Origin of the sequence: Microbacterium hydrocarbonoxydans (assembly GCF_023715885.1) — a bacterium.
GTDB classification, from domain to species: Bacteria; Actinomycetota; Actinomycetes; order Actinomycetales; family Microbacteriaceae; genus Microbacterium; species Microbacterium hydrocarbonoxydans_C.
Map to the genome: position 1 here is coordinate 50009 of NZ_JAMBOY010000005.1, position 26948 is coordinate 76956.

General features: G+C 71.0%; 25 protein-coding genes. 7 read left to right on the forward strand and 18 right to left on the reverse strand.

Going from position 1 to position 26948, the window contains the following annotated elements; genetic code table 11:
- From M3195_RS13565 to M3195_RS13585, 5 genes are all read right to left on the reverse strand, one after another.
- On the reverse strand, window positions 1-231 hold the full coding sequence (locus M3195_RS13565) for a helix-turn-helix transcriptional regulator (protein WP_251588344.1): 231 nt from the start codon (window positions 229-231) through the stop codon (window positions 1-3).
- Window positions 231-665 (reverse strand): hypothetical protein, encoded by a 435-nt coding sequence (locus M3195_RS13570; RefSeq protein WP_251588346.1) that lies wholly within the window; start codon window positions 663-665, stop codon window positions 231-233. The genes M3195_RS13565 and M3195_RS13570 overlap by 1 nt, the downstream gene beginning before the upstream one ends.
- Window positions 666-765: 100 nt before the next feature.
- Window positions 766-4419: a proline dehydrogenase family protein gene (locus M3195_RS13575; protein WP_251588347.1), complete on the reverse strand. Its 3654-nt coding sequence runs from the start codon at window positions 4417-4419 to the stop codon at window positions 766-768.
- 178 nt (window positions 4420-4597) lie between these two features.
- Window positions 4598-5449, reverse strand: coding sequence for an SDR family NAD(P)-dependent oxidoreductase (locus tag M3195_RS13580; protein WP_251588349.1), 852 nt, complete (start codon window positions 5447-5449; stop codon window positions 4598-4600).
- 2 nt (window positions 5450-5451) lie between these two features.
- On the reverse strand, window positions 5452-6012 hold the full coding sequence (locus tag M3195_RS13585; protein ID WP_251588351.1) for an acyl-CoA thioesterase: 561 nt from the start codon (window positions 6010-6012) through the stop codon (window positions 5452-5454).
- A gap of 130 nt (window positions 6013-6142) precedes the next feature.
- Between M3195_RS13585 and M3195_RS13590 the strand changes: the two genes are divergently transcribed.
- Window positions 6143-6652 carry a GNAT family N-acetyltransferase gene (locus tag M3195_RS13590; RefSeq protein ID WP_251588353.1) on the forward strand — a complete coding sequence of 170 codons (510 nt, stop codon included), beginning with the start codon at window positions 6143-6145 and terminating at the stop codon, window positions 6650-6652.
- A gap of 286 nt (window positions 6653-6938) precedes the next feature.
- Here M3195_RS13590 and M3195_RS13595 read toward each other — a convergent pair whose 3' ends face one another.
- The 3 genes from M3195_RS13595 to M3195_RS13605 all read right to left on the reverse strand — a co-directional run bounded on the left by M3195_RS13595 (window position 6939) and on the right by M3195_RS13605 (window position 10451).
- Window positions 6939-8093 carry a cytochrome b/b6 domain-containing protein gene (locus M3195_RS13595; RefSeq protein ID WP_308211595.1) on the reverse strand — a complete coding sequence of 385 codons (1155 nt, stop codon included), beginning with the start codon at window positions 8091-8093 and terminating at the stop codon, window positions 6939-6941.
- A gap of 608 nt (window positions 8094-8701) precedes the next feature.
- On the reverse strand, window positions 8702-9673 hold the full coding sequence (locus M3195_RS13600; protein WP_251588356.1) for an electron transfer flavoprotein subunit alpha/FixB family protein: 972 nt from the start codon (window positions 9671-9673) through the stop codon (window positions 8702-8704).
- A gap of 1 nt (window position 9674) precedes the next feature.
- On the reverse strand, window positions 9675-10451 hold the full coding sequence (locus tag M3195_RS13605) for an electron transfer flavoprotein subunit beta/FixA family protein (protein ID WP_251588358.1): 777 nt from the start codon (window positions 10449-10451) through the stop codon (window positions 9675-9677).
- A 110-nt stretch (window positions 10452-10561) separates the two neighbouring features.
- Between M3195_RS13605 and M3195_RS13610 the strand changes: the two genes are divergently transcribed.
- The 3 genes from M3195_RS13610 to M3195_RS13620 are packed head-to-tail and all read left to right on the forward strand — an operon-like array spanning window position 10562 to window position 12007.
- Window positions 10562-11098 carry a MarR family winged helix-turn-helix transcriptional regulator gene (locus M3195_RS13610; RefSeq protein ID WP_251588360.1) on the forward strand — a complete coding sequence of 179 codons (537 nt, stop codon included), beginning with the start codon at window positions 10562-10564 and terminating at the stop codon, window positions 11096-11098.
- A gap of 1 nt (window position 11099) precedes the next feature.
- Window positions 11100-11570: an SRPBCC family protein gene (locus M3195_RS13615; protein ID WP_251588361.1), complete on the forward strand. Its 471-nt coding sequence runs from the start codon at window positions 11100-11102 to the stop codon at window positions 11568-11570.
- Complete coding sequence (locus M3195_RS13620; RefSeq protein ID WP_251588362.1) at window positions 11567-12007, forward strand: YdeI/OmpD-associated family protein; 441 nt, start codon at window positions 11567-11569, stop codon at window positions 12005-12007. Before M3195_RS13615 ends, M3195_RS13620 begins: the two co-directional genes overlap by 4 nt.
- A 21-nt stretch (window positions 12008-12028) precedes the next feature.
- On the opposite strand, the gene M3195_RS13625 is transcribed toward M3195_RS13620, so the two are convergent.
- From M3195_RS13625 to M3195_RS13640, 4 genes are all read right to left on the reverse strand, one after another.
- Window positions 12029-12805 (reverse strand): enoyl-CoA hydratase-related protein, encoded by a 777-nt coding sequence (locus M3195_RS13625; protein ID WP_251588363.1) that lies wholly within the window; start codon window positions 12803-12805, stop codon window positions 12029-12031.
- Between the two features lie 133 nt (window positions 12806-12938).
- Entirely contained in the window at window positions 12939-13835 is an 897-nt protein-coding gene (gene mmsB, locus M3195_RS13630; protein ID WP_251588365.1) for a 3-hydroxyisobutyrate dehydrogenase, read from the reverse strand.
- Entirely contained in the window at window positions 13832-15037 is a 1206-nt protein-coding gene (locus tag M3195_RS13635) for an acyl-CoA dehydrogenase family protein (protein ID WP_251588367.1), read from the reverse strand. The genes mmsB and M3195_RS13635 overlap by 4 nt, the downstream gene beginning before the upstream one ends.
- A gap of 22 nt (window positions 15038-15059) precedes the next feature.
- Entirely contained in the window at window positions 15060-16562 is a 1503-nt protein-coding gene (locus tag M3195_RS13640) for a CoA-acylating methylmalonate-semialdehyde dehydrogenase (protein WP_251588369.1), read from the reverse strand.
- Window positions 16563-16980: 418 nt separating this feature from the next.
- On the opposite strand from M3195_RS13640, the gene M3195_RS13645 reads away from it, so the two are divergent.
- Window positions 16981-17955, forward strand: a complete 975-nt coding sequence (locus tag M3195_RS13645; RefSeq protein ID WP_251588371.1) for a hypothetical protein — start codon at window positions 16981-16983, stop codon at window positions 17953-17955.
- An 84-nt stretch (window positions 17956-18039) separates the two neighbouring features.
- Here M3195_RS13645 and M3195_RS13650 read toward each other — a convergent pair whose 3' ends face one another.
- Window positions 18040-19227, reverse strand: a complete 1188-nt coding sequence (locus M3195_RS13650; protein ID WP_251588376.1) for a thiolase family protein — start codon at window positions 19225-19227, stop codon at window positions 18040-18042.
- A 360-nt stretch (window positions 19228-19587) separates the two neighbouring features.
- On the opposite strand from M3195_RS13650, the gene M3195_RS13655 reads away from it, so the two are divergent.
- Window positions 19588-20172: an antibiotic biosynthesis monooxygenase gene (locus M3195_RS13655; protein WP_251588377.1), complete on the forward strand. Its 585-nt coding sequence runs from the start codon at window positions 19588-19590 to the stop codon at window positions 20170-20172.
- 19 nt (window positions 20173-20191) lie between these two features.
- Here the strand turns inward: M3195_RS13655 and M3195_RS13660 are convergent, their stop codons facing one another.
- From M3195_RS13660 to M3195_RS13680, 5 genes are all read right to left on the reverse strand, one after another.
- Window positions 20192-21115: an aldose 1-epimerase family protein gene (locus M3195_RS13660; RefSeq protein WP_251588379.1), complete on the reverse strand. Its 924-nt coding sequence runs from the start codon at window positions 21113-21115 to the stop codon at window positions 20192-20194.
- Complete coding sequence (gene araA / locus M3195_RS13665; protein WP_251588380.1) at window positions 21115-22629, reverse strand: L-arabinose isomerase; 1515 nt, start codon at window positions 22627-22629, stop codon at window positions 21115-21117. The genes M3195_RS13660 and araA overlap by 1 nt, the downstream gene beginning before the upstream one ends.
- A 13-nt stretch (window positions 22630-22642) precedes the next feature.
- Window positions 22643-24226: a xylulokinase gene (locus M3195_RS13670; RefSeq protein ID WP_251588382.1), complete on the reverse strand. Its 1584-nt coding sequence runs from the start codon at window positions 24224-24226 to the stop codon at window positions 22643-22645.
- Window positions 24223-24942 (reverse strand): L-ribulose-5-phosphate 4-epimerase, encoded by a 720-nt coding sequence (locus M3195_RS13675; RefSeq protein ID WP_251588383.1) that lies wholly within the window; start codon window positions 24940-24942, stop codon window positions 24223-24225. Before M3195_RS13675 ends, M3195_RS13670 begins: the two co-directional genes overlap by 4 nt.
- A gap of 88 nt (window positions 24943-25030) precedes the next feature.
- Entirely contained in the window at window positions 25031-26041 is a 1011-nt protein-coding gene (locus M3195_RS13680; protein WP_251588385.1) for a LacI family DNA-binding transcriptional regulator, read from the reverse strand.
- A 57-nt stretch (window positions 26042-26098) separates the two neighbouring features.
- Between M3195_RS13680 and M3195_RS13685 the strand changes: the two genes are divergently transcribed.
- Complete coding sequence (locus M3195_RS13685; protein ID WP_251588387.1) at window positions 26099-26944, forward strand: NAD-dependent epimerase/dehydratase family protein; 846 nt, start codon at window positions 26099-26101, stop codon at window positions 26942-26944.
- Window positions 26945-26948: the final 4 nt, after the last annotated feature.

Here is a 26948-nt window from a genome sequence, read left to right on the forward strand (position 1 = left end):
TCAGCCCTCCTTCGGGGCGGCAGCGGGGTACTGGAAGAGATCGTCGAGTCCGACGCCGAATGCGCGGGCGATCTGGAACGCGAGCTCGAGCGTCGGCGAATACCTCTCCTGCTCTATCGCGATGAGGGTCTGCCGCGTCACGCCGATCGAGCGGGCGAGTTCGGCCTGGGTGAGACCCGCCGTCTCGCGGTGGGCGCGGATGCTGTTGGAGACGAGAGTCGGCTTGACCATCACACGAGGCCCCGGCGATAAGCGACGACTCGCGCGACGCTGCCGATCACGGCCGATACCGCGAAGCCGGCGAACATGGTGTTCGCGACCCAGAACAGGTCGGCGCCGACCGCGCACAGGGCGATCACGGCGAGTCCGGCGATCACGAGGAACGCCTGCTCCACACGTCCGCCCATACGGCTGATGTCTCGGTCGCGGATGTCGGATGCCGTCGCCGCTTCGCGGTCGCGCACTCCGATGGCGATGCCCCACACGATCGTGACGAGGATCGTCACGACGATCCCGCCTCCGATCGTCCAGAGCATCGGCGGCAGCCAATCGATGTCGCCCACCGGACGGGTCGCCGCCTGCTGCAGCATGATGACGACGTACGTCGTGATGGCGATCACGCTGACGACGAGACCCGTCCAGGCGTTGCGCTCCTCGAAGACCATGACCGCTCCTCGTGTAAAAGATTCTTGACACGACGACCGTACGTCGGCGCGACCGTCATGTCAAGAATCTTTTACACACTGACGGCTGATCTCCGCCGCCTCAGATGACCTCCGCGCTCCAGCCGTCCGGGTTGCCGTAGCGATGCGCGGTGATGGCGATCGCCTGCTCGTGCACGAAGGGCAGCAGCTCGATCCGCCCGGCAGACGTGACCTCGCCGTCGTACACCGCCAGATCGGGGTCGCCGCCGACCGCGCCGGCGAGCGACCGGTGCAGCGCGCCGACCGACGTGCGCGTGCCGACGAGCCGCACGCGCGACGGGTGGCCGTCGGCCTGCATCCGCTCGATCCACTCCTCGTCGCTCTCGAGGTACACGGTCGCCCCCACGTCGCCGAGCGCATGACGCACGGCCGCGGGCAGGCCGACCGGGGTCGACAGCGTGAAGGGGGCGCCCGCCCGCACCGCCGCGATCACGACGCGCAGCAGCTCCTGCCAGCCCGCGTCCGACGTCGCGCGGATCCCCACGGGTACCGGCCGGTACCGGAAGAGGTTCCGCTCGACGCCGAGCCGCGACACGTCGCGCACCCTGCCGAACTCGCGATCCCAGGCGAGCGCGTCGGAGAGCGCCGACCGGCGCAGCCACTCGAAAGCCTCGTAGTCGAGCGACGGCTGCGCCGATTCGATCAGGGCCGTGATCCGGGCGTCGAGGCCGCGCAGGTGCAGCGTGCTCGACACAGGGCCGGAGGCACGCGACCGCCACGATCCGAGACCGATGAGGTAGTTCGGGCCGCCGGCCTTCGCGCCGGGTCCGACCGACGACCGCTTCCAGCCGCCGAACGGCTGACGCTGCACGATCGCGCCGGTGATGCCACGGTTCACATAGAGGTTGCCGGCCTGCACACGGTCGAGCCACAGCCCGAGCTCGGCCGGATCCTGCGTGTAGAGCCCCGCCGTGAGTCCGTAGGCGACGGCGTTCTGCAGCTCGATCGCTCGCTCGAGAGTGGGCGCGTGCATGACGCCGAGCACGGGGCCGAAGAACTCCTCGGTGTGGAAGCGCGAGCCCGGCTGCACGCCGACGCGGATGCCGGGGCGCCAGAGCCGTCCGGTCGGATCGTCGGCGGAGACGGCGGGTTCGATGAGCCACCGCTCCTCACCCTCGAGCTCGGTGAGAGCCCACCCGAGCTTCCCCTGCGGTCGCTCGATCAGGGGGCCGACCTCGGCCAGGGGATCGGTCGGCCACCCGACGTGCAGCGACCGCGTCGCGTCGGCGAGCTGTCGGGCGAACCGCTGCGAGCGTCCGACGGGACCGACGAGGATCGCCAGAGAAGCCGCGGAGCACTTCTGCCCCGCGTGGCCGAACGCGCTGCGGACGAGGTCCGACACCGCGAGGTCGAGGTCGGCCGACGGGGTGACGATCATGGCGTTCTTGCCACTGGTCTCTGCCAGCAGCGGCAGGTCCGGCCGCCACGAGCGGAAGAGCGCCGCGGTCTCCCAGGACCCGGTGAGGATGACGCGGTCGACGCCCGGGTGCGTGATGAGATCACGCCCCAGGTCGCCCTCCTCGATGTCGACGAGGGCGAGCACGTCGCGCGGCACACCGGCCTGCCAGAGCGTCTCGGCGATCACCGCGGCGCAGCGGCGCGACTGCGGCGCGGGCTTGAACACGACGCCCGACCCGGCGGCGAGTGCGGCGAGCACTCCCCCGGCGGGGATCGCGAGGGGGAAGTTCCACGGCGGGGCCACGACGGTGACGCCGGCCGGCACGAACGAGGCCCCGGCGACGGCATCCAGCTCGCGGGCGGTCGCGGCGTAGTACCGAGCGAAGTCGACGGCCTCGCTGACCTCGATGTCGGCCTCGGCGAACACCTTTCCCGTCTCGGACGCGGCGACCTCGATGAGGTCGGCACGGCGGCTCTCGAGTGCGGCTGCGGCGCGCAGCAGCACCTCGGCGCGCTCGGCGGCGGGTCGTGCACCCCACCGCGCACCGGCATCCCTGATGCGGGCGATCGTGCTGTCGAGCACGCCGACGTCGTCGACGCGGGCGGCCGCGATCGTGTCGCCGCCGAGCGCCGACGACCCGATCCGGCCCAGTACCCCGGCCGCCCACTCGCGGTTCGCGGGCAGCGAGGGGTCGCTGTCGGCGGTGTTGGAGAACCCCGGGGCGCCGTCGCCCGCTCGGTCGAGTTCGCGCGGCGAGTACACGGCCGTCTCGAGGAACGGAGCACCGGTGTCGTCGGACCCGCGCGAGATGCCGAGGACGGCCTTGGTCAGATCCTCTTCCGGGGCGGGCGCGACCGGGGCGGGGCGCACCGACTCGTGCACGGGCGCGAGGCGGTCCTGCGTGCGGCGCGGTCCGGTGCGCAGCGTGGGGGATGTCGAGCGCTCGAGCGCGTCGAGGAAGCGGTCCTGCTCGCGCACGAACAGCGCCTCGTCGTCGCCGAGCCGGAAGGCCGCCGAGAGGAAGTTGTCGGGAGAGGCGTTCTCCTCCAGCCGCCGCACGAGGTAGCTGATGGCGACGTCGAACTCGTCGGGCTTCACGACGGGCACGTACAGCAGGACCTCGCCGACCTCGCGGGAGACGGCCTGGACCTGCCCCTGGGCCATGCCGAGCAGCATCTCGAACTCGATCGGGGGCTGGGCGGCGGCACCCGTGCCCGCACCCGTCGCGCCGCGCACGCCCCGCTCGCCCGCGAGCAGCCAGGCGTACGCGATGCCGAACAGGTTGTGTCCCGCGATCCCGAGTCGCACGGCTGCCACGTTCTCGGGGCGCAGCGCCCAGTCGAGGCAGCGCAGATAGTTGGCGTCGGTGTCGACCTTCGTGTCGTAGGTCGCCGTGGGCCAGCCGTGCATGGTCGCCTCGACGCGCTCCATCGCGAGGTTCGCGCCCTTCACCAGCCGCACCTTGATCGGCGCTCCGCCGTGCGCGACGCGGTCCTGCGCCCAGGCGGTGAGCTCCTGCAGCGCCGGGAGCGCGTCGGGCAGGTACGCCTGCAGCACGATCCCCGCCTCGAGCCCCTGCAGCCGCGGATCCTCGAGGATGCGTGTGAACACCGCGATCGTGAGGTCGAGGTCGCGGTACTCCTCCATGTCGAGATTGATGAAGGTCCGGTCGGACGCCGCCGTCAGGTACAGCGGAAGCAGCCGTTCCACGACCTCGTCGACGACCTGATCGAACGCCCACATCGAGATGTGGCTGATGATCGCCGAGACCTTCACCGAGACGTAGTCGACGTCGGGCCGCCGGATCAGATCATGGATGCCGTCGAGCCGCCGCTTCGCCTCGGACTCGCCGAGCACGGCCTCCCCGAGCAGATTGAGGTTCAGGCGCGCACCCGACTCGCGGATCTTCGCGATCGCCGGACCGAGCTTCGCGGGCCGCGCGTCGACCACGAGATGCCCGACCATCTCGCGCAGCACGCGGCGGGCGATCGGCACTACGGGCGCCGGGAGCACGGGCGCGACCCCGCCGCCGATCTTCACCGCGGAGCGCAGGTACCAGGGCAGGAACTCGGGCACGATCGGCGCGATCCGGTGCAGCTGGGATGCCGCGGCGCCCAGACTCTCCGGACGCATGACGCCGTCGACGAAGCCCAGCGTGAAGGGGAGGCCGTTGGCATCCTGCAGCACGCCGGCAAGGCGCTCGGCGGCGGGGTCGACGTCGGCCGCTGCCGCTTCGGTCACCCAGCGGCGGGCGAGTGCCACCGCGCGGTCCGCGAGGGTGTCGGACGGGTCTGCAGACGGCATCGGATCGGCCATACGCTCAGGCTATTACCGCTGCTCCCCACCCCGCGTCCCCGCGCCGACCCCCTCTTTCCCCGCGAGCCACCCCTTTCTGCGCGAGCCACCCTTTTCGTATCGGGCAGCACAGGGGTGGCTGGCACAGAAGGGGGTGGTTCGGCGGGGGCCGCGAGGGGGCGTGAGGGGGCGGTGAGGGCTAGCTCCCCACGGCGAGCATCTCGTCGTAGCCCTCGCGGAACGTCGGGTACGACAGCTCGCCCAGCAGCGCATGAGCGCGGCTGCCGTCGAGCACGGTGCCGCCCCCGGCATCCCCCTCGCTCTGCGGAGGAGCCGCGACGCCCAGCCGCGAGGCGATGTGCGCGACCACCTCCCCGAGCCGCACGGGCTCGCGGTCGATCGCGTGCACGAGGGCGGGCGGGGCGTCCATACGCAGCAGCACGTCGAGGAGCCGCACGAGGTCGTGCTCGTGGATGCGGTTGGTGCGGCGCTCATGATCCACGGCGGCCCCGTCGCGCACGCGGCGGATCAGCGAGTCGCGCCCTGGTCCGTAGATGCCCGCGGGGCGTACGACGATCGCTCCGAGCAGCTCGACCGCGAGCTCCTCCCCCTCGACGAGGGCGTCGCCGCGCTCGCCGGTCGTGAGCGTCGGATCGGACTCTGTGAGCGGCTCGCGCCCAGTCGGGCCCCCGAACTCCTGCGACCCGTACCCCTCGAACACCCTGGTCGACGAGACGAAGAGCACGCGCTCCGGGCGAGCGGGCAGAGCGGCGGCGAGATGCGTGAGGGCTGCAGGATAGATCGATCCCTCGGGGCCTGACCCCGGCGGAAGCGTGATGACGACCGCATCGAACGTCGGCAGCGGCGAGGAGAGCGGATGCCGCAGATCTGCCTCGACCGTCGAGAACGCGGCGGGCAGCTCCGAGACGTCGCGGCGGATGGCCGTGACCGCGCACCCGTCGGCGACGAGCCGCTCACCGAGGGCCGTGCCGAGTGCGCCGCACCCGACGAGGAGTGTGCGTGCGGGGCGGCGCGTGCCGGCATCCGCCATGATCAGCTCCACTCGCTCGGAGCGGGCATGCGCACGGGAGGAAGAGCGGATGCCGCGGCCCAGTCGTGCACCCAGGCGTCGATCTCGCGCACGCCCTCCGGCTTGCCGACGGCGGCGAACAGCTCTTCGTTGCTGACGGTGCCGCCGGTGCGGCGCAGCATCCTGGCGCGAACGATCGCCCGCGCGTACACCTGCCCCTTGACGACGGCACGGTGCTCCAGGAAGAGCGCCTTCTCGTCGTGGCCGATGAATCGGGACTGCACCTCGAACCGCTGCCAGAGCTGCAGGGACTTGCGGAAGGTGATCGTCTCGCTCGACACGACCGCGTACCAGCCTCGATCCTTCATGGCGTCGAAGAGTCCGGTGCGGATGAGCAGGTCCCATCGCCCGAGGTCGAACAGCGAGAGGTAACGCCCGTTGTTCATGTGACGGAGGATGTCGATGTCGCTCGGGAGCGTCGTCAACCGGATGGTGCCGACGGCGGTGGGGTCGAGGGTCTTACCGCGCCGGGCGCGACGACGGGCTGCGAGGATCACCAGAAGGGTGCGCCAGATCACGTTCACGAGGATCGATCGTAGCCATCGGCGCACGATCGGCGAACATCGTTGTCAGATTCCTCCAGGTGGTGTTACAGCGGCATTTCGGCATCCTGCTCGATTTCTCGATCGTGTGTGCCGCGCGTAGAGTCACCGCATGAGCGCCGAAGCCCACCCTGAAGTCATCGTCCGTCCGGTCCGTGATGTGGACGCGGAAGCCCTTGGTCGCGTGCACGCGCAGTGCTGGCACGAGACCTACGACCACCTGATCAGCAAGGCCGCGCTCGAGAAGGTCTCGCCCCGGCGCATGGCCGAGCTGTGGACGCACTGGGCCGCTCAGGGCCCCGAGTTCACGATGAACGCGGCGCTCGTCGACGGCGAGATCGTGGGCTTCGCCGGCTCCGGTCCCGCCCGCGACAAGGACGCCCCCGCGTTCCGCGAGCTCTACTTCATCTACCTGCTCGACGCCTGGCACGGCACCGGCATCGGCCAGAAGCTGTTCGACGCCGCGGTCGAGAAGGACGAGCCCCTGTACCTCTGGGTCGCCGAGGACAACCCCCGCGCGCACCGCTTCTACACGCGCAACGGCTTCACCCTCGACGGCGCGACGCACACCGAGCCGTTCCTCGGCGAGACCCTCACCGAGGTGCGCTTCACCCGCTCCTGAGTCGCCGGCTCGCGACGCCGCGCCGCGCGTGGGCGCCGCGCCGGCCCCGCCGAGCCACCCCTCTTTCACCGAACCACCCCCCTGCGTGCTGAACGCAGGGGGGTGGTTCGCACGCTAGGGGGTGGCTCGGCGCCGCTAGGCGCGCGAGGCTGAGTTGCCGCGGCGCCGCGCGCCCCAGCCCTGCCGAACCACCCGTTTTTCGCCGAACCACCCCCGTGCGTGCTGAACGCAGGAGGGTGGTTCGGCAAGAAGGGGGTGGTTCGGCAAGAAGGGGAAGGGAGGAGAGTCAGCGCCCCGAGACGTTGCCGAACAGACGGGCGATCGGCGCGATCACGAGCGGGCGCGCCGCGACCCAGCCGATCGCGATCACGACCATGGACGCCACAAACACCCAGAATCCGGTCCAGGTGACGGCATCCTGCGCAGCGTACATGTGGTTGAGGTTGCGCAGGAAACCGGTGAGGAACACCAGCGCGACGTGCACGATGATGAACGCCACGAAGTACAGCATCACCGGGAAGTGCACGGCGCGAGCCCATTCGATCGGGTATGCCTTCGACAGCCGCTCGGCCTTCTTCGGCCACATCCCCGACATGCGGAATCCCGTCACGGCGGCGAGCGGCGCGGCGAGGAACACCGTTGCGAAGTACGCGATCTGCTGCAGGCTGTTGTAGTTGTTCCAGCCGTTCTCGTGCGGCCAGTCGAACGACAGGTACTGCAGCGCAGCCGACAGCGCGTTCGGGAAGACCTCCCAGCTCGTCGGCACGATCCGCGCCCAATGGCCGGTGGTGAACAGCAGCACGACGAAGATCACGCCGTTCACGAGCCACAGGATGTCGAGCGCCTGGTGGAACCAGATCGTCAGGCTGGTCTTGCCCTTGGGGTTGTTGCGCGGCGTCCAGAACGCGGTCGGCCGCTTCTCGGTGCGGATGCGCAGTCCCGATCGGATGATCAGCACCATGAGGAACACGTTGAAGAAGTGCTGCCAGCCGATCCAGGGAGCGAAACCGGGTTCGACATGCACGGCCGGTTCGTACTCGCCGGGGAAGGCCGCGAGGAAGTCCTGCATGAACGGGAGGCTCAACAGCGCCCGCACGAACGCGACGGCAGCGCCGGCAAGGATGCCGAGGGCTGCGGCGCCGAAGAGTCCGGCGATCGCCTGCGGCCACGTCGGGCGACGGGAGGCGGATGCCGGTGCCGCGGCGACATGGCGGGGAGCCCGACCATCCCATACCGTCTTCGTCCACGGAAGCGGGCTGGAGACGTCGGCCGTCGCGACGGCGGAGCCGGGCGCGGGTGCGGTCTCGCTTCCGGTCGCAATCCGTGTCGCGACCGGGGTCGTCGTCTCGGTTCCGGTCGCACTTCGTGCCGCGGAGCAGGGGTCTTCGGCGGCATGAACTGCGACTGAAGCGTCGAGACTGCGGTGAACCGTGCGTGGCACTGTGTCCGCCGGAGGCCACGGCTCTCCGCCGGATGTGCGCGGAAGACCCCGGCGTACGGCGGTCGGCGTCTGGTTCCGCTCTGCGCGCTCGACGACCGGGTGCGCGTCGACGACGCGGGGGGAGGAAAGCGTCTCGTCTCGCTCCGCTCGCTCGAAGGCCGGTGGGTGGGTCGCGCGCTCGACGACCCGCGCTTCGACAGCGTCATCGATCGGTCCGAAGGGGGGCCATGGCTCTCCCCCGGGGACCCGCGGCAGCCCCCGCCGCAGACTCCGGACTCCCCGGCTCGAAGGGCTCGGCCCAGGGGCTGACGGCGCGCCCCCGGGTTCGACGACCGAGGCGACATCCGGACTCGCTGCCTGCGTTTCTTCCCGCTCGGCTCGCCCAGCGACCGGGGCTTCGGCCAGGTGCGGGGCAGCCACATCGGGGGCCGACACGCCGGATCCCGGACGTACGCCCACGACGGGTCCGACATGTGGCGTGTCGACCCCCGGAGTGTCGGAACCCTCCGGAGCCTCGACGCCGGCGACCTCGACGACCCCGGCGGGCGGCCAGGGCTCGCCGCCGGGTGTGCGCGGGAGGCCGCGGCGCAGCATCCGCTCTGCCATGTCTACTTCTTCCGGGCCTCGAGGGCGGCGATCACCTGGGGCACGACCGTGAACAGGTCGCCGACGATGCCGAAGTCGGCGACGTCGAAGATGGGCGCCTCGGCGTCCTTGTTGATCGCGACGATCGTCTTGGCGGTCTGCATGCCGGCGCGGTGCTGGATGGCGCCGGAGATGCCGAGAGCGACGTACAGCTGCGGCGACACCGACACCCCGGTCTGGCCGACCTGGTGCGACTGCGGGATGTATCCGGCGTCGACCGCCGCACGCGAGGCTCCGACGGCGGCGCCGAGCGCGTCGGCGAGCTCCTCGACGAGCACGAACTTCTCCTTCGAGGCAAGGCCTCGTCCGCCCGAGACCACGCGCTGGGCACCGCGCAGTTCGGGGCGGGTCGACGTCGTCTCGACCGCCTCGACGGCGCCGACCGTGGCAGCGGCGGCTCCGGATGCCGTGACGGCGAGCTCCTCGACGATGGGCGCGTCGACGGCGCCGGCGCGGGCCTCGACCGCGCCCTGTCGCACGGTGATGACCGGAGTCCCGTAGGTGGGTGCCGCGTCGACGAGATAGGCCCCGCCGTACACGGAGTGATGCGCCACGACGCCCTCGTCGTCGCGAGACACACCGACGGCGTCGACGCACAGGGCGCTGCGGGTGCGCGCGGCGAAGCGCCCCGCGACGTCGCGCCCGGCGATCGAGTTCGAGATGAGCACGGCATCCGGCTGCACCTTCTCGAACGCCGCCTGGAGGGCATCGACCACCGGCACGGTGAGCAGGCTGTCGTCTCCGGAAGCGGTCAGCACGACGGCGGCACCCGCCGTGCCGGCCCTGGCGGCGGCATCCGCCGCGCCGCCGACGATGAGCGCGACAGGCGAGCCGATGGTCGATGCGGCGCCCAGCAGGGCGGCGGCGCTGCTGGCCGGCGCGCCGGAGGGGTCGACGTCGATCAGCACGAGCACGGGGTTCTCGGGGTAGCTCATGTCACACCAGCCTGTTCTCTGCGAGGTAGTCGACGAGCTTCTGGGCGGCGTCGCCCTCGTCGACGATCTTCACGCCCGCGGCGCGCGGCGGCTTCTCCGACACCGCGGTCATGATCGTGCGCGGAGCGTCGGCGGGGTCGGCCGAGACACCGAGGTCGTCGAGGGTCAGCACCTCGAGCGGCTTCTTCTTAGCCGCCATGATGCCTTTGAAGTTCGGGAAGCGCGCGTCGGGCAGCGCCTCGGTGATCGAGATGACGGCGGGGAGGGATGCCGAGATCGGCTGCGCTCCGGCATCCGCTGCCCTCGTGCCGGTGATGCCGTCGGCGGCGATCTCGACCATGGTGAGCGCGGTCGCGTGCGGCCAGCCGAGGTGCTCCGCGAGCATGGCGGCCATGACACCGCCGGACCCGTCGGTGGAGAGATTGCCGGCGATGACGAGGTCGGGCGCACCGCGGCGGATCGCGGCGGCGAGGACCTCGGCCGTGAGCCCGAGGTCGGCGCCCACAAGGCGCTCGTCGGCGATGTGCACGGCCGATCCGGCGCCGATCGCGAGTGCTCGGCGCACCGACGCGGTCGAACCCTCGGGGGCCATCGCGACGGCCACGACCTCGGTGCCCTCGTTCTTGTCGGCGTGGCTCAGCGCGACCTCGAGCGCGCGCTCGGTGATCTCGTCGAGTACGACGTCTCCGGCCGCGCGATCGGCCAGGCCGGTCTCGAGGTCCAGCTTGCGGTCGCCGTAGGTGTCGGGCACCTCTTTGACCAGGACGAAGATCTTCATCGAATGCTCCTCACGACTGCCTCGATTCTAGCGTGGTGAAACTGAGTCCCATCCGGAAAGCGACCGAGAACCAACGGTCTGCGGATCGCCGCATGCCCTACCGTAGAGACGTGGTTCGATCCCGTCCTCTGCCCGTCGATCCGCTCGCCGAAGCGAAGCGGCAGTGGCTCGCGCACGGATGGACGGATGCCGCAGACGGCATGACCGTCGTGACCTCGGTCATGCGGGCCCAGCAGCTGCTGCTCGCGCGGGTCGACGCGACCCTGAAGCCGTTCGCCCTGACCTTCGCGCGCTACGAGATGCTGCGCCTGCTCGCGTTCAGCCGCGCGGGTCGCCTGCCCCTGTCGAGCGTCGTCGCCCGCCTGCAGGTGCACGCGACGACCGTCACCAGCACCGCCGAGCGCCTCGTCCGTGACGGGCTCATCGTGCGCGAGCCACACCCGCACGACGGACGCGCCGCGCTGCTCGCCCTGACGCCGACCGGTCGCGACCTCGTCGAGAAGGCCACGGCCGCGCTCAACGCCGAGGTCTTCTCCGACCCCGGCATCAGCCGCGACGACGCCACCGAGCTCGTCGCGATCGTCGCCCGCATGCGCAAAGCCGCCGGCGACTTCGCCGACCCGCGCCCTCAACCCGACGCGCTCTGACATGGCTCGGTTCGTGCTCGAGCGGGTGATCGCGGCTCCCCCGGCCGAGGTCTTCGCCGCCTCGCTGGATCCCGAGCTGCACGTGCGCTCGATGGCACGGCATGGCGAGACCATGGTCGAGGCTCCGGCCGGGGGTGTCTTCGCCGAGGGGTCGACGGTCACCTGGCGGGCGCGGCACCTCGGCATCCCGTTCCGACTGCGGTCGATGGTGTTCGACATCGACCCGCCGCGCGGGTTCCGGGACCGCCAGATCGCCGGTCCCTTCGGAGCGTTCCTGCACGAGCACGAGTTCCATCCGCACGAGCGCGGGACGCTCATGCGCGACACGATCACATTCCGCTCCCCGTTCGGCCCCATCGGACGCGTCGTCGACCGGCTGTTCATGACGGAGTACCTGCGGCGGCTCATCGCGGAACGCAACGACACCATCTCCGCCGAGATCGAGGGCCGCGGGCGTACCCTGTCGCCATGAGCGAACTGCGTGTCCACACCACCCTCACCGGACGCGGCCCCGCCGCCGCCATCCTCCTCACCGACGAGCAGGTGTCGTCGCTCGGCGCGGGCAAGGCGTTCCCGGTCGCCGTCACGATCGACGGACGCACCGCCCGACTGCGACTCGCCCGTATGGGCGGCGAGAACATGATCGGCTTCAGCAAGGCGGTGCGTGCCGACCTGGGCGTCGAGATCGGCCAGGAGGTGGATGCCGTGATCCGAGTGGATGCCGCGGAGCGCACCGTCGAGGTGCCGCCGCTCGCCGCCGCGCTCGACGCCGACCCGGCACTGCGCGCCGCCTTCGACGCCCTGTCGCCCTCGGCGCGCAAGGAGCACGCCCGCGCGGTCGCCGAGGCGAAGCAGGATGCGACCCGCGACCGGCGCATCGAGAAGATCGTCGAGTCGCTGCGCGCCTGAGTCGGCCATCGGTCCCACGACTCAGCGGTTCTGGAAGTCGGGAGCGCGCTTCTCGCGGAAGGCGGCCATGCCCTCCTTCTGGTCGGCGGTGTCGAACAGCGCGGCGAACGCCCGCTTCTCAAGCGCGAGGCCGTCGGCGAGCGACGTCTCCATCGCGGCATCCAGGGCGGCCTTCGCCGCGTACAGGGACGGCAGCGACTTCGAGGCGATGGTCTCGGCGAGCGCCGCGGCCTCATCGAGCAGATCGGATGCCGGGACCACGCGCGACACGAGACCGGACCGCTCCGCCTCCTCGGCGCCCATGAAGCGACCGGAGAGGACGAGTTCGGCGGCCTTGTAGTAGCCCACCGCGCGGATGAGCCGCTGCGTGCCCCCCATCCCCGGGATGACGCCGAGGTTGATCTCCGGCTGACCGAACTTCGCGGTGTCGGCGGCGAGGATGATGTCGCACATCATCGCGAGCTCGCATCCGCCGCCGAGGGCGAAGCCCGACACGGCCGCGATCACGGGCGTCTTCACCGCGGCGAACTCGTGCCAGATGCCGAAGTGGTCCGTCTCGAGCATCTCGTCGCCGGACATGCCCTCCATCTCCTTGATGTCGGCTCCGGCGGCGAACGCCTTCTCCGAGCCGGTGACGACGATCGCCCCCACGCCGTCGTCGAGGTCGAACGCCTGAGCCGCGGCCGTGATGTCCTCCGCGAGCTGGGAGTTCAGGGCGTTCAGCGCCTGCGGCCTGTTCAGGGTGATCCACCCGACCCGCCCGCGCTGCTCGACCAGGATCGTCTCGTACTCGGTCATGAGGGCCCTCTCCGTCGTAGTCGTTCCAGTATCTCGGTGTCGGCGCACCCGATGGTCGTTGAGCGAGGGAGCGCAGCGACCGAGACGAAACGTCGTAAGCCGCTCTCGCCGCGTTTCGTCTCGCTTCGCTCGCTCAACGACCGGGGCTCCCGTCGCGAATGTCGGTGATGATGCCGGAGAAGTCCCGGCCGGCGCCTTCACCGGCGGCGAACGCGGCGTACAGCTCCTGCGCGAGGCGTCCCATACGAGCATCCGTCGAGGTCTGCTCGATCGCCTGCAGCGCGAGGCCGAGGTCCTTCGCCATGAGCGCCCCCGCGAACCCGGGCCGGTAGTCGCGGTTCGCGGGGCTCGTCGGCACGGGTCCCGGCACCGGGCAGTTCGTGGTGATCGACCAGCACTGCCCGGAGGCCTGCGACACGACGTCGAACAGCGCCTGGTGCTCGAGTCCGAGCCGCTCTCCGAGCACGAACGCCTCCGCCACCGCGATCTGCGACACCGCGAGCACCATGTTGTTGCAGACCTTCGCCGCCTGCCCGAGGCCCGGGCCGCCGCAGTGCACGATGCGCTTTCCCATGACCTCGAGCAGCGGCAGCGCGGCGGCATAGTCGTCGTCGGACCCGCCGACCATGAAGGCGAGCGTCCCGTTCTCGGCCCCGACGACACCACCCGAGACGGGGGCGTCGATGTTGCGGTGCCCCGCGGCGAGCGCGAGCGCATGGGCGGCCCGTGCCTCGTCGACGGCGATGGTCGACGACTCGATGAACAGCGTCCCGGGTCGTGCGGCGGCGAGCAGCTCGGTGCGATACGCGTCGAGCACGTGCTTCCCCGCGGGGAACATCGTGATGACGACGTCGGCGGAGGCGACGGCATCCGCTCCGCTGACGGCGACGGGGATGCCGGCGGCTTCCGCGGCCGCGATCGCCGCCGGCACGACGTCGAAGCCGTGCACCCGGTGCCCGGCTGCGACGAGGTTGCGGGCCATCGGCAGGCCCATGTGCCCGAGCCCGAGGAACGCGATGCGCGTGCTCACGAGGCGCTCCGCGTCGCGTTCACGCCGCCGCGCTGCAGGGTCGCCGACCCCGAGGCCCGCAGCATCTCGCGTCCGACGATCAGCCGCATGATCTCGTTCGTGCCCTCGAGGATCTGGTGCACGCGCAGATCTCGCACGACCCGCTCGATGCCGTAGTCCTGCAGGTAGCCGTAGCCGCCGTGCAGCTGCAGTGCGCGGTTGGCGACGTCGAAACCGGCATCCGTCGCGAAGCGCTTGGCCATCGCGCAGCGCATGGTCGCATCGGGCGCGTGCTCGTCGACCGCGCGGGCGCCGTCGCGCACCATGAGGCGAGCGGCCTGCAGGTCGGTGCGCATGTCGGCGACCTGGAAGAGGATCGACTGCTTCTCGGCCAGCGGCTCACCGAACGCGACCCGCTCGTGCACGTACTGCACGGCTCGATCGAGCGCCCACTGCGCGCCACCCAGCGAGCACGCCGCGATGTTGAGGCGTCCGCCGTTGAGCGCCGACATCGCGATCGCGAAACCGCGTCCTTCCTCACCGAGGAGAGCGGATGCCGACACCCGCACCCCGTCGAGGATCACGGGCCTCGTGGGCTGGGCATGCCAGCCCATCTTCTTCTCGGGCGGTCCGAAGCTCAGCCCTGGCGCGTCGCCCGGCACGAGGAACGCGCTGATCCCGCGGGCTCCCGGCTCACCGGTGCGCGCCATGACGACGTACACCGCCGCCTCGCCCGCGCCGGAGATGAACTGCTTGACCCCCGTGAGCACGTAGTCGTCGCCGTCGCGCACAGCGCTCGTCGCGATGTTCGCGGCATCCGATCCCGCCCCCGGCTCGGTGAGGCAGTAGCCGCCGAACTCCTGCATGGCGGTGAGCTGCGGCAGCCAGGCCGCACGCTGCGTTCCATCGCCGTAGGTGTCGATCATCCACGCGACCATGTTGTGGATCGAGATGTAGGCCGCCACCGCGGGGTCGCCCTTCGCGAGCTCCTCGAAGATCGCGACGGTGTCGGCGCGGCTGAGCGCGGTGCCGCCGAACTCCTCGCGCACGTAGATGCCGCCGAGGCCGAGCTCACCCGCCTTCTGCAGCGACTCCCGCGGGAAGAGGTGCTTCTCGTCGCGTTCGGCGGCGAACGGCGCGAGCTCGGTGTCGGCGAACTCGCGGACGGCGCCGATGATCGCCTCGCGCTCCTCGGCGGTGGTGACGGTGATGGTGTCGGTCATGATCGTGTCCTCGTGCCGGTTGTCAGTGCATGGTGGGGATGACGAAGCTGGCCCCGTCGCGGATGCCCGCCGCGGGCCACCGGCTCGTGACCGTCTTCGTCTTCGTGTAGAAGCGGAAGGCGTCGGCTCCGTGCTGGTTGAGATCGCCGAACCCGCTGCGCTTCCAGCCGCCGAACGTGTAATACGCGATCGGCACCGGGATGGGGACGTTGACGCCGACCATTCCGACCTCGACGCGGGCGGCGAAGTCGCGTGCGGCATCCCCATCGCGGGTGAAGATCGCGACGCCGTTGCCGTACTCGTGCTCCGAGGCCATCCGCAGCGCCTCTTCGTAGTCGGCCGCACGGGCGATCACGAGCACCGGGCCGAAGATCTCCTCGCGGTAGATCGCCATGTCGGTGGTGACGTGGTCGAAGAGGGTCGGGCCGAGGTAGAAGCCGCCCTCGTGACCGGGAACGGTGAAGCCGCGTCCGTCGGCGAGCAGCGTCGCGCCCTCGTCCACGCCCTGCTGGATGTATCCCTCGACGCGCTCCACAGCCGCGCGGGTGACGAGCGGTCCGTAGTCGACGTCGCTCGCGAGCGCCGGGCCGACCCGCAGCCGGGCGACGCGCTCCCGGAGCTTCGCGGCGAGTGCATCCGCCGTCTCCTCCCCGACCGGAACCGCCACCGAGATCGCCATGCAGCGCTCGCCCGCCGAGCCGTACCCGGACCCGATCAGAGCGTCGACCGCCTGATCGAGGTCGGCGTCCGGCATCACGATCATGTGGTTCTTCGCGCCGCCGAAGCACTGCGCGCGCTTGCCGTGCGCGGCTGCGGTCGCGTAGATGTACTCAGCGATCGGGGTGGAGCCGACGAAGCCCACGGCGCGGATGCGGTCGTCGGTGAGGAGCGTGTCGACGGCCTCCTTGTCGCCGTGCACGACGTTGAGGACGCCGGCCGGCAGCCCCGCCTCGAGGAACAGCTCGGCGAGGCGCACCGGCACCGAGGGGTCGCGCTCGCTGGGCTTGAGCACGACCGCGTTGCCGGCCGCAAGGGCGGGGCCCGCCTTCCAGAGCGGGATCATCGCGGGGAAGTTGAACGGGGTGATCGCGGCGACGACCCCGAGCGGCTGGCGCATCGAGTACACGTCGATGCCGGCTCCCGCTCCGGTCGAGTACTCGCCCTTCAGCAGGTGCGGCGCCCCGGCGGAGAACTCGATGACCTCGAGCCCGCGCTGGACGTCGCCCTTCGCGTCGTCGACGGTCTTGCCGTGCTCGCTGGCGAGCAGCTCGGCGAGCGACTGCATCTCGCTCTGCACGAGGTCGAGGAATCGCAGCAGCACCCGCGCGCGCTTCTGCGGGTTGGTCGCGGCCCACTCGACCTGCGCGGACTCGGCGTTCGCGATGACTGCGCGCACCTCGTCGGCCGAGGCGAGCGGCACCCGTGCCTGGACGGAGCCCGAGCTCGGGTCGAAGACGTCGGCGAAGCGGCCGCTTTCAGGAGTGAGATGCGATCCGCCTACGAAATGGGGGATGGTGCGAGTCATTGTGCGATGTCCCTTCGGGCCGTCATTGGCACAATGCGAGTGTACTTCGGCATCCGACCAATTACTAGGGCATCCATCTATCGCAGAGTCGGCTCTGGCGGGATTCCACGCTCGTTCACCGGCCGGACACCTCGGTCGAGTACAACTGCAGATGCGCGGACACATCGACTCAGACCGGATCGGGTAGTCAGGTCATCCGCGCTCACGGTGAGCATCCGCTCCCGTCGCGGTGTCATCACCGCGAAGACCCCCGCCGAATCGGGTCGGCGGGGGTCTTCTTCATCCGGCGCTGGGACCGAGCTTTCGAATCGCCTGAATTGCAGTTTCCTGGCCTTGGATTCACTATTTGAGCGATGTGAAAAGACCGTGGCCTGTGGATAACCCCGCCACCACGAGAACGCCGTGCCAGCGTGCCGTTATGAGTACTGACGACGAACCTCTCGGCCCCCATGACGACGCCTTCTCCGTGCACATCGCACGGCTCGAGGGCGCCAGCCGCAGCGAGCTGCGACGTCGCGCACTGGCCGCGCCCTTCCACGGCGTGCGGATCGCGCGCGACGCACCGAACGCCTTCCACGACATCGAGGACCCGTACGAGCGGCAGCGCCTCTGCCGTGTGGAATGCGCGCGCATCTACGCGGTCCGCCTGCACTCCGGCCACTTCTTCAGCCATACGACCGCAGCATCGATCTGGGGCGCTCCGCTGCCGCTGGAGTTCGCGGACACCGGCGGCATCGCGGAGTACGCCGAGCTTCCCCTCCACGTCAGCGCGTCAGGACACGTGCCCTTCCCTCGCGCGGTCGGCGTCACCGGCCACCGGACGCTGTCGAGCATGACCGCCGTGCAGGAGCATCGGGGGCTCAGGGTGACGTCGCCGTCGGCGACCTGGGCATCGCTCGGCGCACTGTCCGTGCCGAACCTCGTCGCGCTCGGCGACTACTTCTGCAGAGTCTGGCGGGCGGGTCACGGTCGCAGAGACGTGGGTCGACCACCGCTCGCGGACGTCGAGCAACTGCAACGCGCGATGGAGGCGGGTCGTCGTCGCGGCGCCGCGCGGCTTCGGGCCGCCCTCGACCTCATTCGCACCGACGCGTGGTCGCCCCGCGAGAGCCTCGTCCGCTGCATCCTCATCGACGCCGGACTTCCCGAGCCTCAGCTGAACGTCGACGTCTGCGTGGGCGGACGATTCCTCGCCTGCGTGGATATGGCATACCCCGCGCAGCGCGTCGCGATCGAGTACCTCGGCATGCTCCATGACGAGAGATGGGCGGCCGATGTCGAGCGCCTCGCCGCCCTGCGAGCCGCGGGGTGGACCGTGATCGAGGTCACCGCTCCCCTCCTGCGTTCCCCGGAGACTCTCGTGCGCCGGGTCGCCGCCGCACTCCGACGCTGAGCCTTGACCGTTCGAATCGCGTGAATTGCAGTTCTGTCGGGTCGAAAGCTGCAAGTCAAGCGATTCGAAAGCGAAAGGCCGAGGCTAGAGACGTTCCACGATCATCGCGTTCGCCATGCCGCCGCCCTCGCACATGGTCTGCAGCCCGTAACGGCCACCGGTCGCGTCGAGATGATCCACAAGCGTGCCGAGCAGGCGCGTACCCGATGACCCCAGCGCGTGTCCCAGCGCGATCGCCCCGCCGCGAGGGTTGAGCTTCGCGGCATCCGCCCCGGTCTCGGCGGCCCATGCGAGCGGCACCGACGCGAACGCCTCGTTCACCTCGTATGCGTCGAGGTCGTCGATCGACAGCCCGGCGCGATCGAGGATCCGCCGCGTCGCGGGAATCGGCCCGGTCAGCATCATCAGCGGGTCGTCGCCCACCACGGCGAAGGCGTGGAACCGCGCCCGCGCCGTGAGTCCCAGCTGGTCGGCGCGCTCCGCGCTCATGAGCAGCGCCGCCGAGGCTCCGTCGGTGAGCGGCGAGGAGTTACCCGGCGTGATGCGCCAGTCGAGTTCAGGAAAGCGCTCGGCGAGGGCATCGGTGCGGAACGCCGGCGGAAGGCCGGCGAGAGCGGATGCCGTCGTCCCCGCTCGCACGGTCTCGTCGCCGCGCGCCTCGGGCGCCTCGTCGACGGAGATCACGGTGCGGTCGAAGAACCCATCCTCCCAGGCGGCGGCCGCCCGGCGGTGCGACTCGGCCGCGTACGCGTCCAGTTCCTCACGGCGGAGCCCCCACCGTGCCGCGATGAGCTCGGCCGAGACGCCCTGATTGACGAGCCCGTCGGGATACCGGGCGCGCAGGCGCTGCGACATCGGGCTCCCGGCGACCGACGCCGACGATCCGAGCGGCACCCGGCTCATCGACTCCACGCCGCCGACGATCACCGCGTCGTAAGCTCCGGCCATGATGCCCTGCGCCGCGGCATGGACGGCCTGCTGACTCGACCCGCACTGCCGGTCGATCGTCGCCGCAGGGACCGTCTCGTCGAATCCGGCGGCGAGCACGGCCTGGCGCGCGATGTTCGACGACTGCTCTCCCACCTGGCTCACGCAGCCGAGCAGCACGTCGTCGATCTGACGCGACTCGAGGCCGCTGCGGTCGAGGATCGCGGCGAGTGCTCCGGCGGCGAGGTCGACGGGGTGCACGCCCGACAGCATCCCGCCGGGCTTGCCGCGGCCGACGGGCGTGCGGACGACATCGATCAGGACGGCTTCGCTGCGCGTGCTCATGCCCTCATTCTCTCCCCGCCGGAGGGGCGCGGCGCCTCAGTCGGCGGGCAGCGGTGGGCGGGAGAAGATGTGGCGGGGCTTGACCGAGCGGGACCGCGAGGCCCTCGCCGGTTCGTCGGCCGACACGGACTCTTCCGTGCGGGAAAGGGTCGGGCGTCTGTCTGCGTCCTGGTCGGACGAGGGATGACTGCTCATGCCCCGACCGTACGGGTCGAACATGTACGCGCGTTCAGGTTCGCACATCCGAGGGTTCGGGCGGGGCGCCGCGGCATCCGAATTAGAATCGACGGGCGCCCGCACCCCGGCGCTCCCCCGTTCCGATGTGCCCGCGATCCGGGCCGCACCCTGCGAGGCTCCGTCATGTCCAGTGAAGCGATCACCGTCTCCATCCGCCGCGAGGTCGACCCCGCGCGCATCAGCGAGACCACGGAGTGGGTGCAGCGCGGCGTCAACATGGCGAACACGTACCCGGGGTTCCTCGGATCCGGATGGGTGCGCGCCGGCGCCGATTCGCACGTGTGGCACATGCTGTACCGCTTCGCCGACGAGGAGACGCTGGTCGCATGGGAGGACTCCGCCGAGCGCGCCGCCTGGCTGGCCACGGGCGAGGGCCTCGTGCTCAGCGAGCGCTCGCGCCGCCGCAGCGGCATCGAGGGATGGTTCGACGAGCCGGCTACCGGATCGGTGACCGTGCAGACCGCCGAGGGCACGGCATCCGGAGCCATCGTGAAGGCTCCCCCGCGGTGGAAGCAGGCGGTGTCGATCTGGCTCGGCTTCTTCCCCGTGAACCTTCTCTTCACGTACGCCATGAGCCCGATCCCCGGCTGGAACGAGCTGCCGATCTGGCTGCGCGTGCTCGCGACGACCCTCGTGCTCACGCCGATCATGACCTACTGGGTTCTGCCCTGGGTCACGCGCTCGCTGCGGCACTGGCTCGCACGCTGACGCTCTCGCGTCACCGCTCTCAGAGGGCGCGGATGCGCCAGGATGCCGCGTGCGCAGCGCCCGGCTCGAGCACGACGAGGTCGGTGCCGGAGGTGAATGCGCCCGGCGGGCAGGTCATCGGCTCGACCGCGAGTCCGAGCCGGTGCGTCGACGGCACCTCGGGGGTGTCCGCCGTGTGCACCTGCACCCAGCGGCAGCGCTCGTCGAAGCTGATCGCGACTCCCGAGCCGTCGTCGGTCGTGACCTGTACCTCGGCGATGCCGTCCGTGCGGGCGAGGCCGGTGAAGGCGTGGTCGATGAAGACGTCGTCGATGCGGTGTGCGATGCGGAAGTCCCACTCGGGATGCCGGGTCAGCTGTTCGACAGCCACGGGGCTCAGCCGGTCGGGCGTCACCGTGAGGACCTCGGATGCCGGAAGGCTGAGTGTCCAGTCGTCCACCCGCTCGGCGGGGCCGGCCACGAGGTACGGATGCGGTCCTGTGCCCCAGGGCGCGGCGTCCGCCCCGAGGTTCCGCGCCGTCACCGTCTGCTCCAGCCCGTCGGCATCGAGGCGGTACTCCACCTCGACCTCGACGCGGAACGGGTACCCCGCCTGCGGTTCGATCACGGCCGCGAGCACGACTCGGTCGTCGATCACGAGCCGGTCTTCGAACTCCGTCCAGGCGAGGAGCCCGTGCAGCGCCTGCCCGCGCGCGGGCTCGGTGAGCGGCAGCTGGTGCTCGACGTCGCCGAAGCGGTAGCGGCCGTCGACGATGCGGTTGGGCCACGGGGCGAGCGTCGCACCGCGGTAGGCGGGCCGCACCTCGTCGGCCTCGAACGGCATGACGAGGTCGCGGCCGTCGAACGTCAGCGTGCGCAGCGTCGCTCCGACGCTCGCGACGTCGGCTTCGTAGCCGTGGGCGGCGAGGCGCAGCTGACGTCCCGACCTCGGTACGGTCGCCATCACAGCCCCTGCGCCAGTCGGTAGTACGCCTGGTTCCAACGAACCTGCTTCTGGAACTCGGGCAGCGTGGTGCTCTCGTCGATCACGAGCAGCTCGACCTCGGCCATCTCGGCGAAGTCGCGGAACGCCTCGATCCCCACGGCGGTGGACATGACGGTGTGGTGCGCCGCACCGGCGGTGAGCCAGGCGGCGGCGGACGTCGTGAAGTCGGGGGCGGGCTTCCAGACCGCGCGGCCCACGGGCAGCTTCGGCAGCGCGGCGCGCGGCGCGACGTTCTCGACGACGTTCGCGGTCAGGCGGAATCGATCGCGCATGTCGCTCAGCGCGACCACGACCGCGGGGCCGGGGTCGGCGGTGAACACGAGGCGCACCGGGTCGTCCTTGCCGCCGATGCCGAGGGGGTGGATCTCGAGCGTCGGCGTCGCCGTGGTCAGCGACGGCGACACCTCGAGCATGTGCGCTCCGAGGATCAGCTCGTCGCCGGGGGTCATGTCGTAGGTGTAGTCCTCCATGAGGCTGGCGCCGCCCGGGAGAGCCGCGCCCATGACGTTCGCGATGCGCACGAGCACGGCGGTCTTCCAGTCGCCTTCGGCGCCGAATCCGTAGCCCTCCGCCATGAGCCGCTGCACCGCGAGACCGGGCAGCTGCGTCAGCGCGCCCAGGTCTTCGAAGGAGGTCGTGAACGCGCCGAAGCCGCCCTCTTCCAGGAAGGACCGCAGACCGATCTCGATCGCCGCGCCGTCCCGCAGCGACGGATGCCGCTCCCCGCCGACGCGCAGCTCGGGCGCGACCTCGTAGAGCTCCTCGTACTCGGCGACGAGGGCGTCGATCGCGGATTCGGATGCCGCGGCGACGGCATCCGCCAGATCGTTCACGCCCCAGGTGTTGACCTGCACGCCGAACCGCAGCTCGGCCTCGGTCTTGTCGCCCTCGGTCACCGCGACGTAGCGCATGTTGTCGCCGAAACGCGCGAGCTTCAGGTTGCGCGACGCGGCGAGTCCGGCGGCCGCGCGCTGCCAGGTGCCGAGCTCGCGCTGCACGCGCGGGTCGGACGCGTGGCCCACGATCGTCTTGCGCGGCACGCCGAGGCGGGTCTGGATGTAGCCGAACTCACGGTCGCCGTGCGCGGCCTGGTTCAGGTTCATGAAGTCGAAGTCGATGTCGGCCCACGGCAGCTCGACGTTCGCCTGGGTGTGCAGGTGGGCGAGCGGCTTCTGCAGCGCGTCGAGCCCGGCGATCCACATCTTCGCCGGACTGAAGGTGTGCATCCAGGCGATGAGGCCGATCACGCGGTCGTCCGCATTCGCCTCGAGCGCGATGCGCTTGATGGCGGCGGCATCCGTCAGCACCGGCTTCCAGACGATCCGCACGGGCACGTCGGCGGCGTCGTCGAGCAGTCGAGCGATCTCCTGCGACTGGTCGGCGACCTGGGCGAGCGTCTCGGGACCGTACAGGTGCTGGCTGCCGGTGAGGAACCAGACCTCGTAACCGTCGAGCGAGGTGGTGAGGGTCATGCGGTGCTGCCTTTCAGAGGGACGCGACGGCGGCGGCCTCGACGGCCAGCCCCGCCCGATAGCGGTCGAGATAGGTCGCGAAACCGGCGACGTCGGCCGGGTCGGGTTCGACGAGCGAGACGGATGCCGAGGCGAACACCGACTCGTCGAGGTACTCCCCCAGCGACCGGTGGTCGGCGTACGCGAGGTACGAGGCGAGCACCGCGATGCCCCAGGCACCGCCCTCCGAGGCGAGGTCGCCGACCGCGACGGGTGCCCCCAGCGCCCCGGCGAGGAAGCGCTGGGCCACGCCCGCGGTGCGGAACATACCCCCGTGCGCGAACATCCGATCCAGTTCGACGCCCTCGTCGCTCAGCACCTGCATGCCCAGCGCGAGCGTGCCGAACACACCGTAGAGCTGCGCGCGCATGACGTTGGCGAGGGTCAGGGCGCTGTCGGGCGTGCGTACGAAGAGCGGGCGTCCGGCGTCGAGCCCCGCGATGGGCTCGCCGGCGAGGTGGTTGTAGGCGAGCAGTCCGCCGGCGTCCGCCGCACCGTCCAGGGCCTCGCGGAAGAGCAGGTCGAACACGGCGTCGTCGTCGAGGGGCTGTCCGGCGGCCGCGGTGAACCGCGTGAACAGTCCCGCCCAGGCGGCGAGCTCGCTGGCGCCGTTGTTGCAGTGCACCATCGCCACGGCGTCGCCGGCCGGGGTGGTCACGAGGTCGAGCTCGTGATGCACCTCGGCGAGGGGTCGCTCCAGCACGACCATCGCGAAGATGCTCGTCCCCGCCGAGACGTTGCCGGTGCGCGGGGCGACCGCGTTGGTCGCCACCATCCCGGTTCCCGCGTCGCCCTCCGGCGGGCAGAGCGGGATGCCGGGGCGCAGCGCACCGGTCGGGTCGAGCAGCGCCGCCCCGTCGTCGGTCAGCACGCCTGCCGACGCTCCGGCTGGGCGGACCTCGGGCAGGATCTCGTCGAGCGGACGGGGGAGCCGGTGGCCGGCGCGGGCGGCGTACGCGCGCAGCATCCGCTCGTCGTAGTCGCCGGTCGCGGAGTCGATGGGGAACATGCCCGAGGCGTCGCCCACCCCCAGCACCCGTTCGCCGGTGAGCCTCTCGTGCACGTATCCGGCGAGCGTGTTCACGCTCGCGATGCGCGGCACGTGCGACTCGTCGTCGAGCACGGCCTGATGCAGGTGGGCGATCGACCACCGCAACGGGATGTTGACGCCGAACAGCTCGCCGAGCTCGGCGGAGGCCGCGCCGGTGTTCGTGTTGCGCCAGGTGCGGAACGGCACGAGCAGCTCGCCCGCCTCGTCGAACGCGAGATAGCCGTGCATCATCGCGGAGATCCCGATCGCCCCGAACGCCGTGGGGCGGATGCCGTGCCGCTGCTCGGCATCGGCGATGACCTCTGTGTACGCGGCGCGCAGGCCCGCCCACACCTCGTCGAGCGGGTAGGTCCACAGCCCGTCCTCGAGGCTGTTCTCCCACGAGAACGAGCCGGTCGCGAGCACGGCGGTGGGATCGGCACCGATCAGGCACGCCTTGATGCGAGTCGATCCGAGCTCGATACCCAGGCTCGTCCGGCCATCGCGGAGGTCGTCGACGGCGCTCATCGGCGCGCGTCCTCGCTCTGGCCGTACACGTTCTGGTAGCGGTCGAACAGGCTGTCGATCGCGGCCTGCGGGATCGGGATCAGGGGCCCGGCCTCGCGGGCGAGGTGCACGGTGCGGGCGACGTCCTCGACCATCACTGCGGCCTTCACCGCATCCTTCGGATCAGCCCCGATCGTGAACGGCCCGTGGTTCTGCATGAGCAATGCGCGGGAGCGGTGGCCGCGCAGCGTCTCGACGATGCCGCGGCCGATCGAGTCGTCGCCGATGATCGCGAACGGGCCGACCGGGATCGGTCCCCCGAACTCATCGGCCATCGCGGTGATGACGCAGGGGATCTCCTCGCCCCGCGCCGCCCAGGCCACCGCGTACGTCGAATGCGTGTGCACGACACCGCCGACCTCGGGCATGTGCCGGTAGACGTAGGCGTGCGCGGCGGTGTCGCTCGACGGCGAGCGGTCGCTGCCGGGCGTGCCGGGCACGACCACGCCGTCGAGGTCGCAGAGGATCATGTTCTCGGGTGCGAGGTCGTCGTAGCTCACGCCGCTGGGCTTGATCACGAACAGATCGGCACCGGGGACGCGGCCCGAGACGTTGCCGCCGGTCCAGACGACGAGTCCGTAGCGGACCAGCTCGCCGTGCAGTCGGGCGACCTCTGCACGCACCACCGCGATGGCGGCGTCGACCTCGGCGGGAAAGGTGGGGGCTTCGTTGCTCACGGGACCTCGTGGTGTTCGGGACGGCGACTGTGACCGGTCACAGAAGTGTGTCACGGGGGCGTTACGACGTCAAGACACGCGAGGCGGGTCAGCGCGGCGGGGCGACGGAGTCGCGCCGCACCAGCACGGGGGCGACCGGCGACAGGTCGGGTGCCATCGCCTCTGCCCCGCCGATCACCGCGGCGACCGCGCGGCGGGCGAGCTCGTCGAAGTCCTGCCGCACCGTCGTCAGCTTCGGCCAGTAGAAGGCGGCGTCGGGGATGTCGTCGAACCCGACGACGCTGATGTCGCCGGGCACGGACAGACCGGCCTCGTGCAGGCCGCCCAGGAGGCCGAGCGCCATCTGGTCGTTCGCGGCGAACACCGCGGTGACGGCCGCGGCGCGAACGGGGTCGACGGCCGCGTACCCCGAACCCGCTGACCAGTCCCCCGCGATCACGGGCCCCGCGGGGAGTCCGCGCGCCGCGAGCTCCGCCGCGAATCCCTCGGCTCGCGATTCGGCCTCGAGCCAGTCGGCGGGGCCCGCCAGGTGCGCGATGCGCGTGTGCCCGGCATCGGCGAGCGCAGCCACGGCGAGACGGGCACCGGCGGCCTGATCGACGGAGAGACCCCGTGCTCCCCGGTCGGCCGAGTGCAGGGTGACGACCGGCACGCCGATGCGCAGCTCGTCGAGCACCTCGAGGGTGCGCGCGTGCGGCGCGACGACGACGACGCCCTCCACACCCTGCGCGACGAGGTGGTCGACGGCGGCCGCGACCGCCTCGGCATCCCCCGCGTCGGCGAACGCCGCGCTCACCCAGTAGCCCGCACGTCGCGCCGACGCCTCGAGCGCCGCGATGCTGCGCGAGGGTCCGTACTGCAGGGCGTCGGATGCCAGGACGCCGAGCGTGCGCGACCGCCGGGTGCCGAGGGCGCGGGCGGCGTTGTTCATGCGGTAGCCGAGCTCGTCCATCGCGGCGACGACGCGCTCGCGGGTCGACTCGGCCACCTCGGGGTGATCGTTCAGGACGCGCGAGACGGTCTGCCGGGAGACTCCGGCGAGTGTCGCCACGTCGCGGACGCCCACGGTGCGTCGCCGCTCGCCGCTCGTGTCGCTCACGCCGACGAGTGTATGCCGCGCGGCCCTCGCCACCCGACGGCGTGCCACTCTGGAGACATGCGCATCGCACTCACCGGATCATCGGGCAAGCTCGGCAGCGTCGTCGCGCGGGAGCTCCGCGCCCACGGCTACGAGGTCATCGGCATGGACGTCACGGGGGTCCGCGGTCCGGGCTTCGTGCAGGTGGACCTCACGGACTACGGCCAGGTCGTCGACGCGCTCACCGCGGTCGGCGACCAGCACGACGGCATCGACGCCGTCGTGCACCTCGGCGCCATCCCCGCCCCCGGCATCCGCAGCGACGTGGCGACCTTCCACAACAACATGCCCGCGACGTTCAACGTGTTCTGGGCGGCCGTGCGCCTCGGCATCCGGCGGATCGTCTACGCGTCGAGCGAGACGGTGCTCGGACTGCCGTTCGACGTGCCGCCGCCGTATGTGCCCGTCGACGAGGACTACCCGGCCCGGCCGGAATCCGTGTACTCGCTCGTGAAGACCCTCGAGGAGCAGCTCGCGACCGAGCTCGTGCGCTGGAACCCGGAGGTGTCGATCACGGCACTCCGGTTCTCGAACGTGATGGTGCCGGAGGACTACGCCGAGTTCCCCTCGTTCGACGCCGATGCGCGTCTGCGCAAATGGAACCTCTGGGGCTACATCGACGCGCGCGACGGCGCCCAGGCCGTGCAGCGCGCGCTCGAGGTCGCGGCGCCCGGCTTCGACCGCTTCATCATCGCCGCGGCCGACACCGTGATGTCGCGGCCGAACGACGAGCTGCTCGCCGAGGTGTTCCCCGACGTGCCGCGCAAGGGCCAGTTCGGGCCGAATGAGACCCTGCTCTCGATCGACAGGGCGCGCCGGGTGCTGGGCTTCGACCCGCAGCACTCCTGGCGCGACCACGTCTGACCCG

Bases quoted from the DNA above. Each gene is read 5' to 3' on its own strand.
- M3195_RS13565 (WP_251588344.1), bottom strand. From the start codon at position 231: ATGGTCAAGCCGACTCTCGTCTCCAACAGCATCCGCGCCCACCGCGAG.
- M3195_RS13570 (WP_251588346.1), bottom strand. From the start codon at position 665: ATGGTCTTCGAGGAGCGCAACGCCTGGACGGGTCTCGTCGTCAGCGTG.
- M3195_RS13575 (WP_251588347.1), bottom strand. From the start codon at position 4,419: ATGGCCGATCCGATGCCGTCTGCAGACCCGTCCGACACCCTCGCGGAC.
- M3195_RS13580 (WP_251588349.1), bottom strand. From the start codon at position 5,449: ATGGCGGATGCCGGCACGCGCCGCCCCGCACGCACACTCCTCGTCGGG.
- M3195_RS13590 (WP_251588353.1), top strand. From the start codon at position 6,143: ATGAGCGCCGAAGCCCACCCTGAAGTCATCGTCCGTCCGGTCCGTGAT.
- M3195_RS13600 (WP_251588356.1), bottom strand. From the start codon at position 9,673: ATGAGCTACCCCGAGAACCCCGTGCTCGTGCTGATCGACGTCGACCCC.
- M3195_RS13605 (WP_251588358.1), bottom strand. From the start codon at position 10,451: ATGAAGATCTTCGTCCTGGTCAAAGAGGTGCCCGACACCTACGGCGAC.
- M3195_RS13615 (WP_251588361.1), top strand. From the start codon at position 11,100: ATGGCTCGGTTCGTGCTCGAGCGGGTGATCGCGGCTCCCCCGGCCGAG.
- M3195_RS13620 (WP_251588362.1), top strand. From the start codon at position 11,567: ATGAGCGAACTGCGTGTCCACACCACCCTCACCGGACGCGGCCCCGCC.
- M3195_RS13625 (WP_251588363.1), bottom strand. From the start codon at position 12,805: ATGACCGAGTACGAGACGATCCTGGTCGAGCAGCGCGGGCGGGTCGGG.
- M3195_RS13635 (WP_251588367.1), bottom strand. From the start codon at position 15,037: ATGACCGACACCATCACCGTCACCACCGCCGAGGAGCGCGAGGCGATC.
- M3195_RS13640 (WP_251588369.1), bottom strand. From the start codon at position 16,562: ATGACTCGCACCATCCCCCATTTCGTAGGCGGATCGCATCTCACTCCT.
- M3195_RS13645 (WP_251588371.1), top strand. From the start codon at position 16,981: ATGAGTACTGACGACGAACCTCTCGGCCCCCATGACGACGCCTTCTCC.
- M3195_RS13650 (WP_251588376.1), bottom strand. From the start codon at position 19,227: ATGAGCACGCGCAGCGAAGCCGTCCTGATCGATGTCGTCCGCACGCCC.
- M3195_RS13655 (WP_251588377.1), top strand. From the start codon at position 19,588: ATGTCCAGTGAAGCGATCACCGTCTCCATCCGCCGCGAGGTCGACCCC.
- M3195_RS13660 (WP_251588379.1), bottom strand. From the start codon at position 21,115: ATGGCGACCGTACCGAGGTCGGGACGTCAGCTGCGCCTCGCCGCCCAC.
- araA (WP_251588380.1), bottom strand. From the start codon at position 22,629: ATGACCCTCACCACCTCGCTCGACGGTTACGAGGTCTGGTTCCTCACC.
- M3195_RS13670 (WP_251588382.1), bottom strand. From the start codon at position 24,226: ATGAGCGCCGTCGACGACCTCCGCGATGGCCGGACGAGCCTGGGTATC.
- M3195_RS13685 (WP_251588387.1), top strand. From the start codon at position 26,099: ATGCGCATCGCACTCACCGGATCATCGGGCAAGCTCGGCAGCGTCGTC.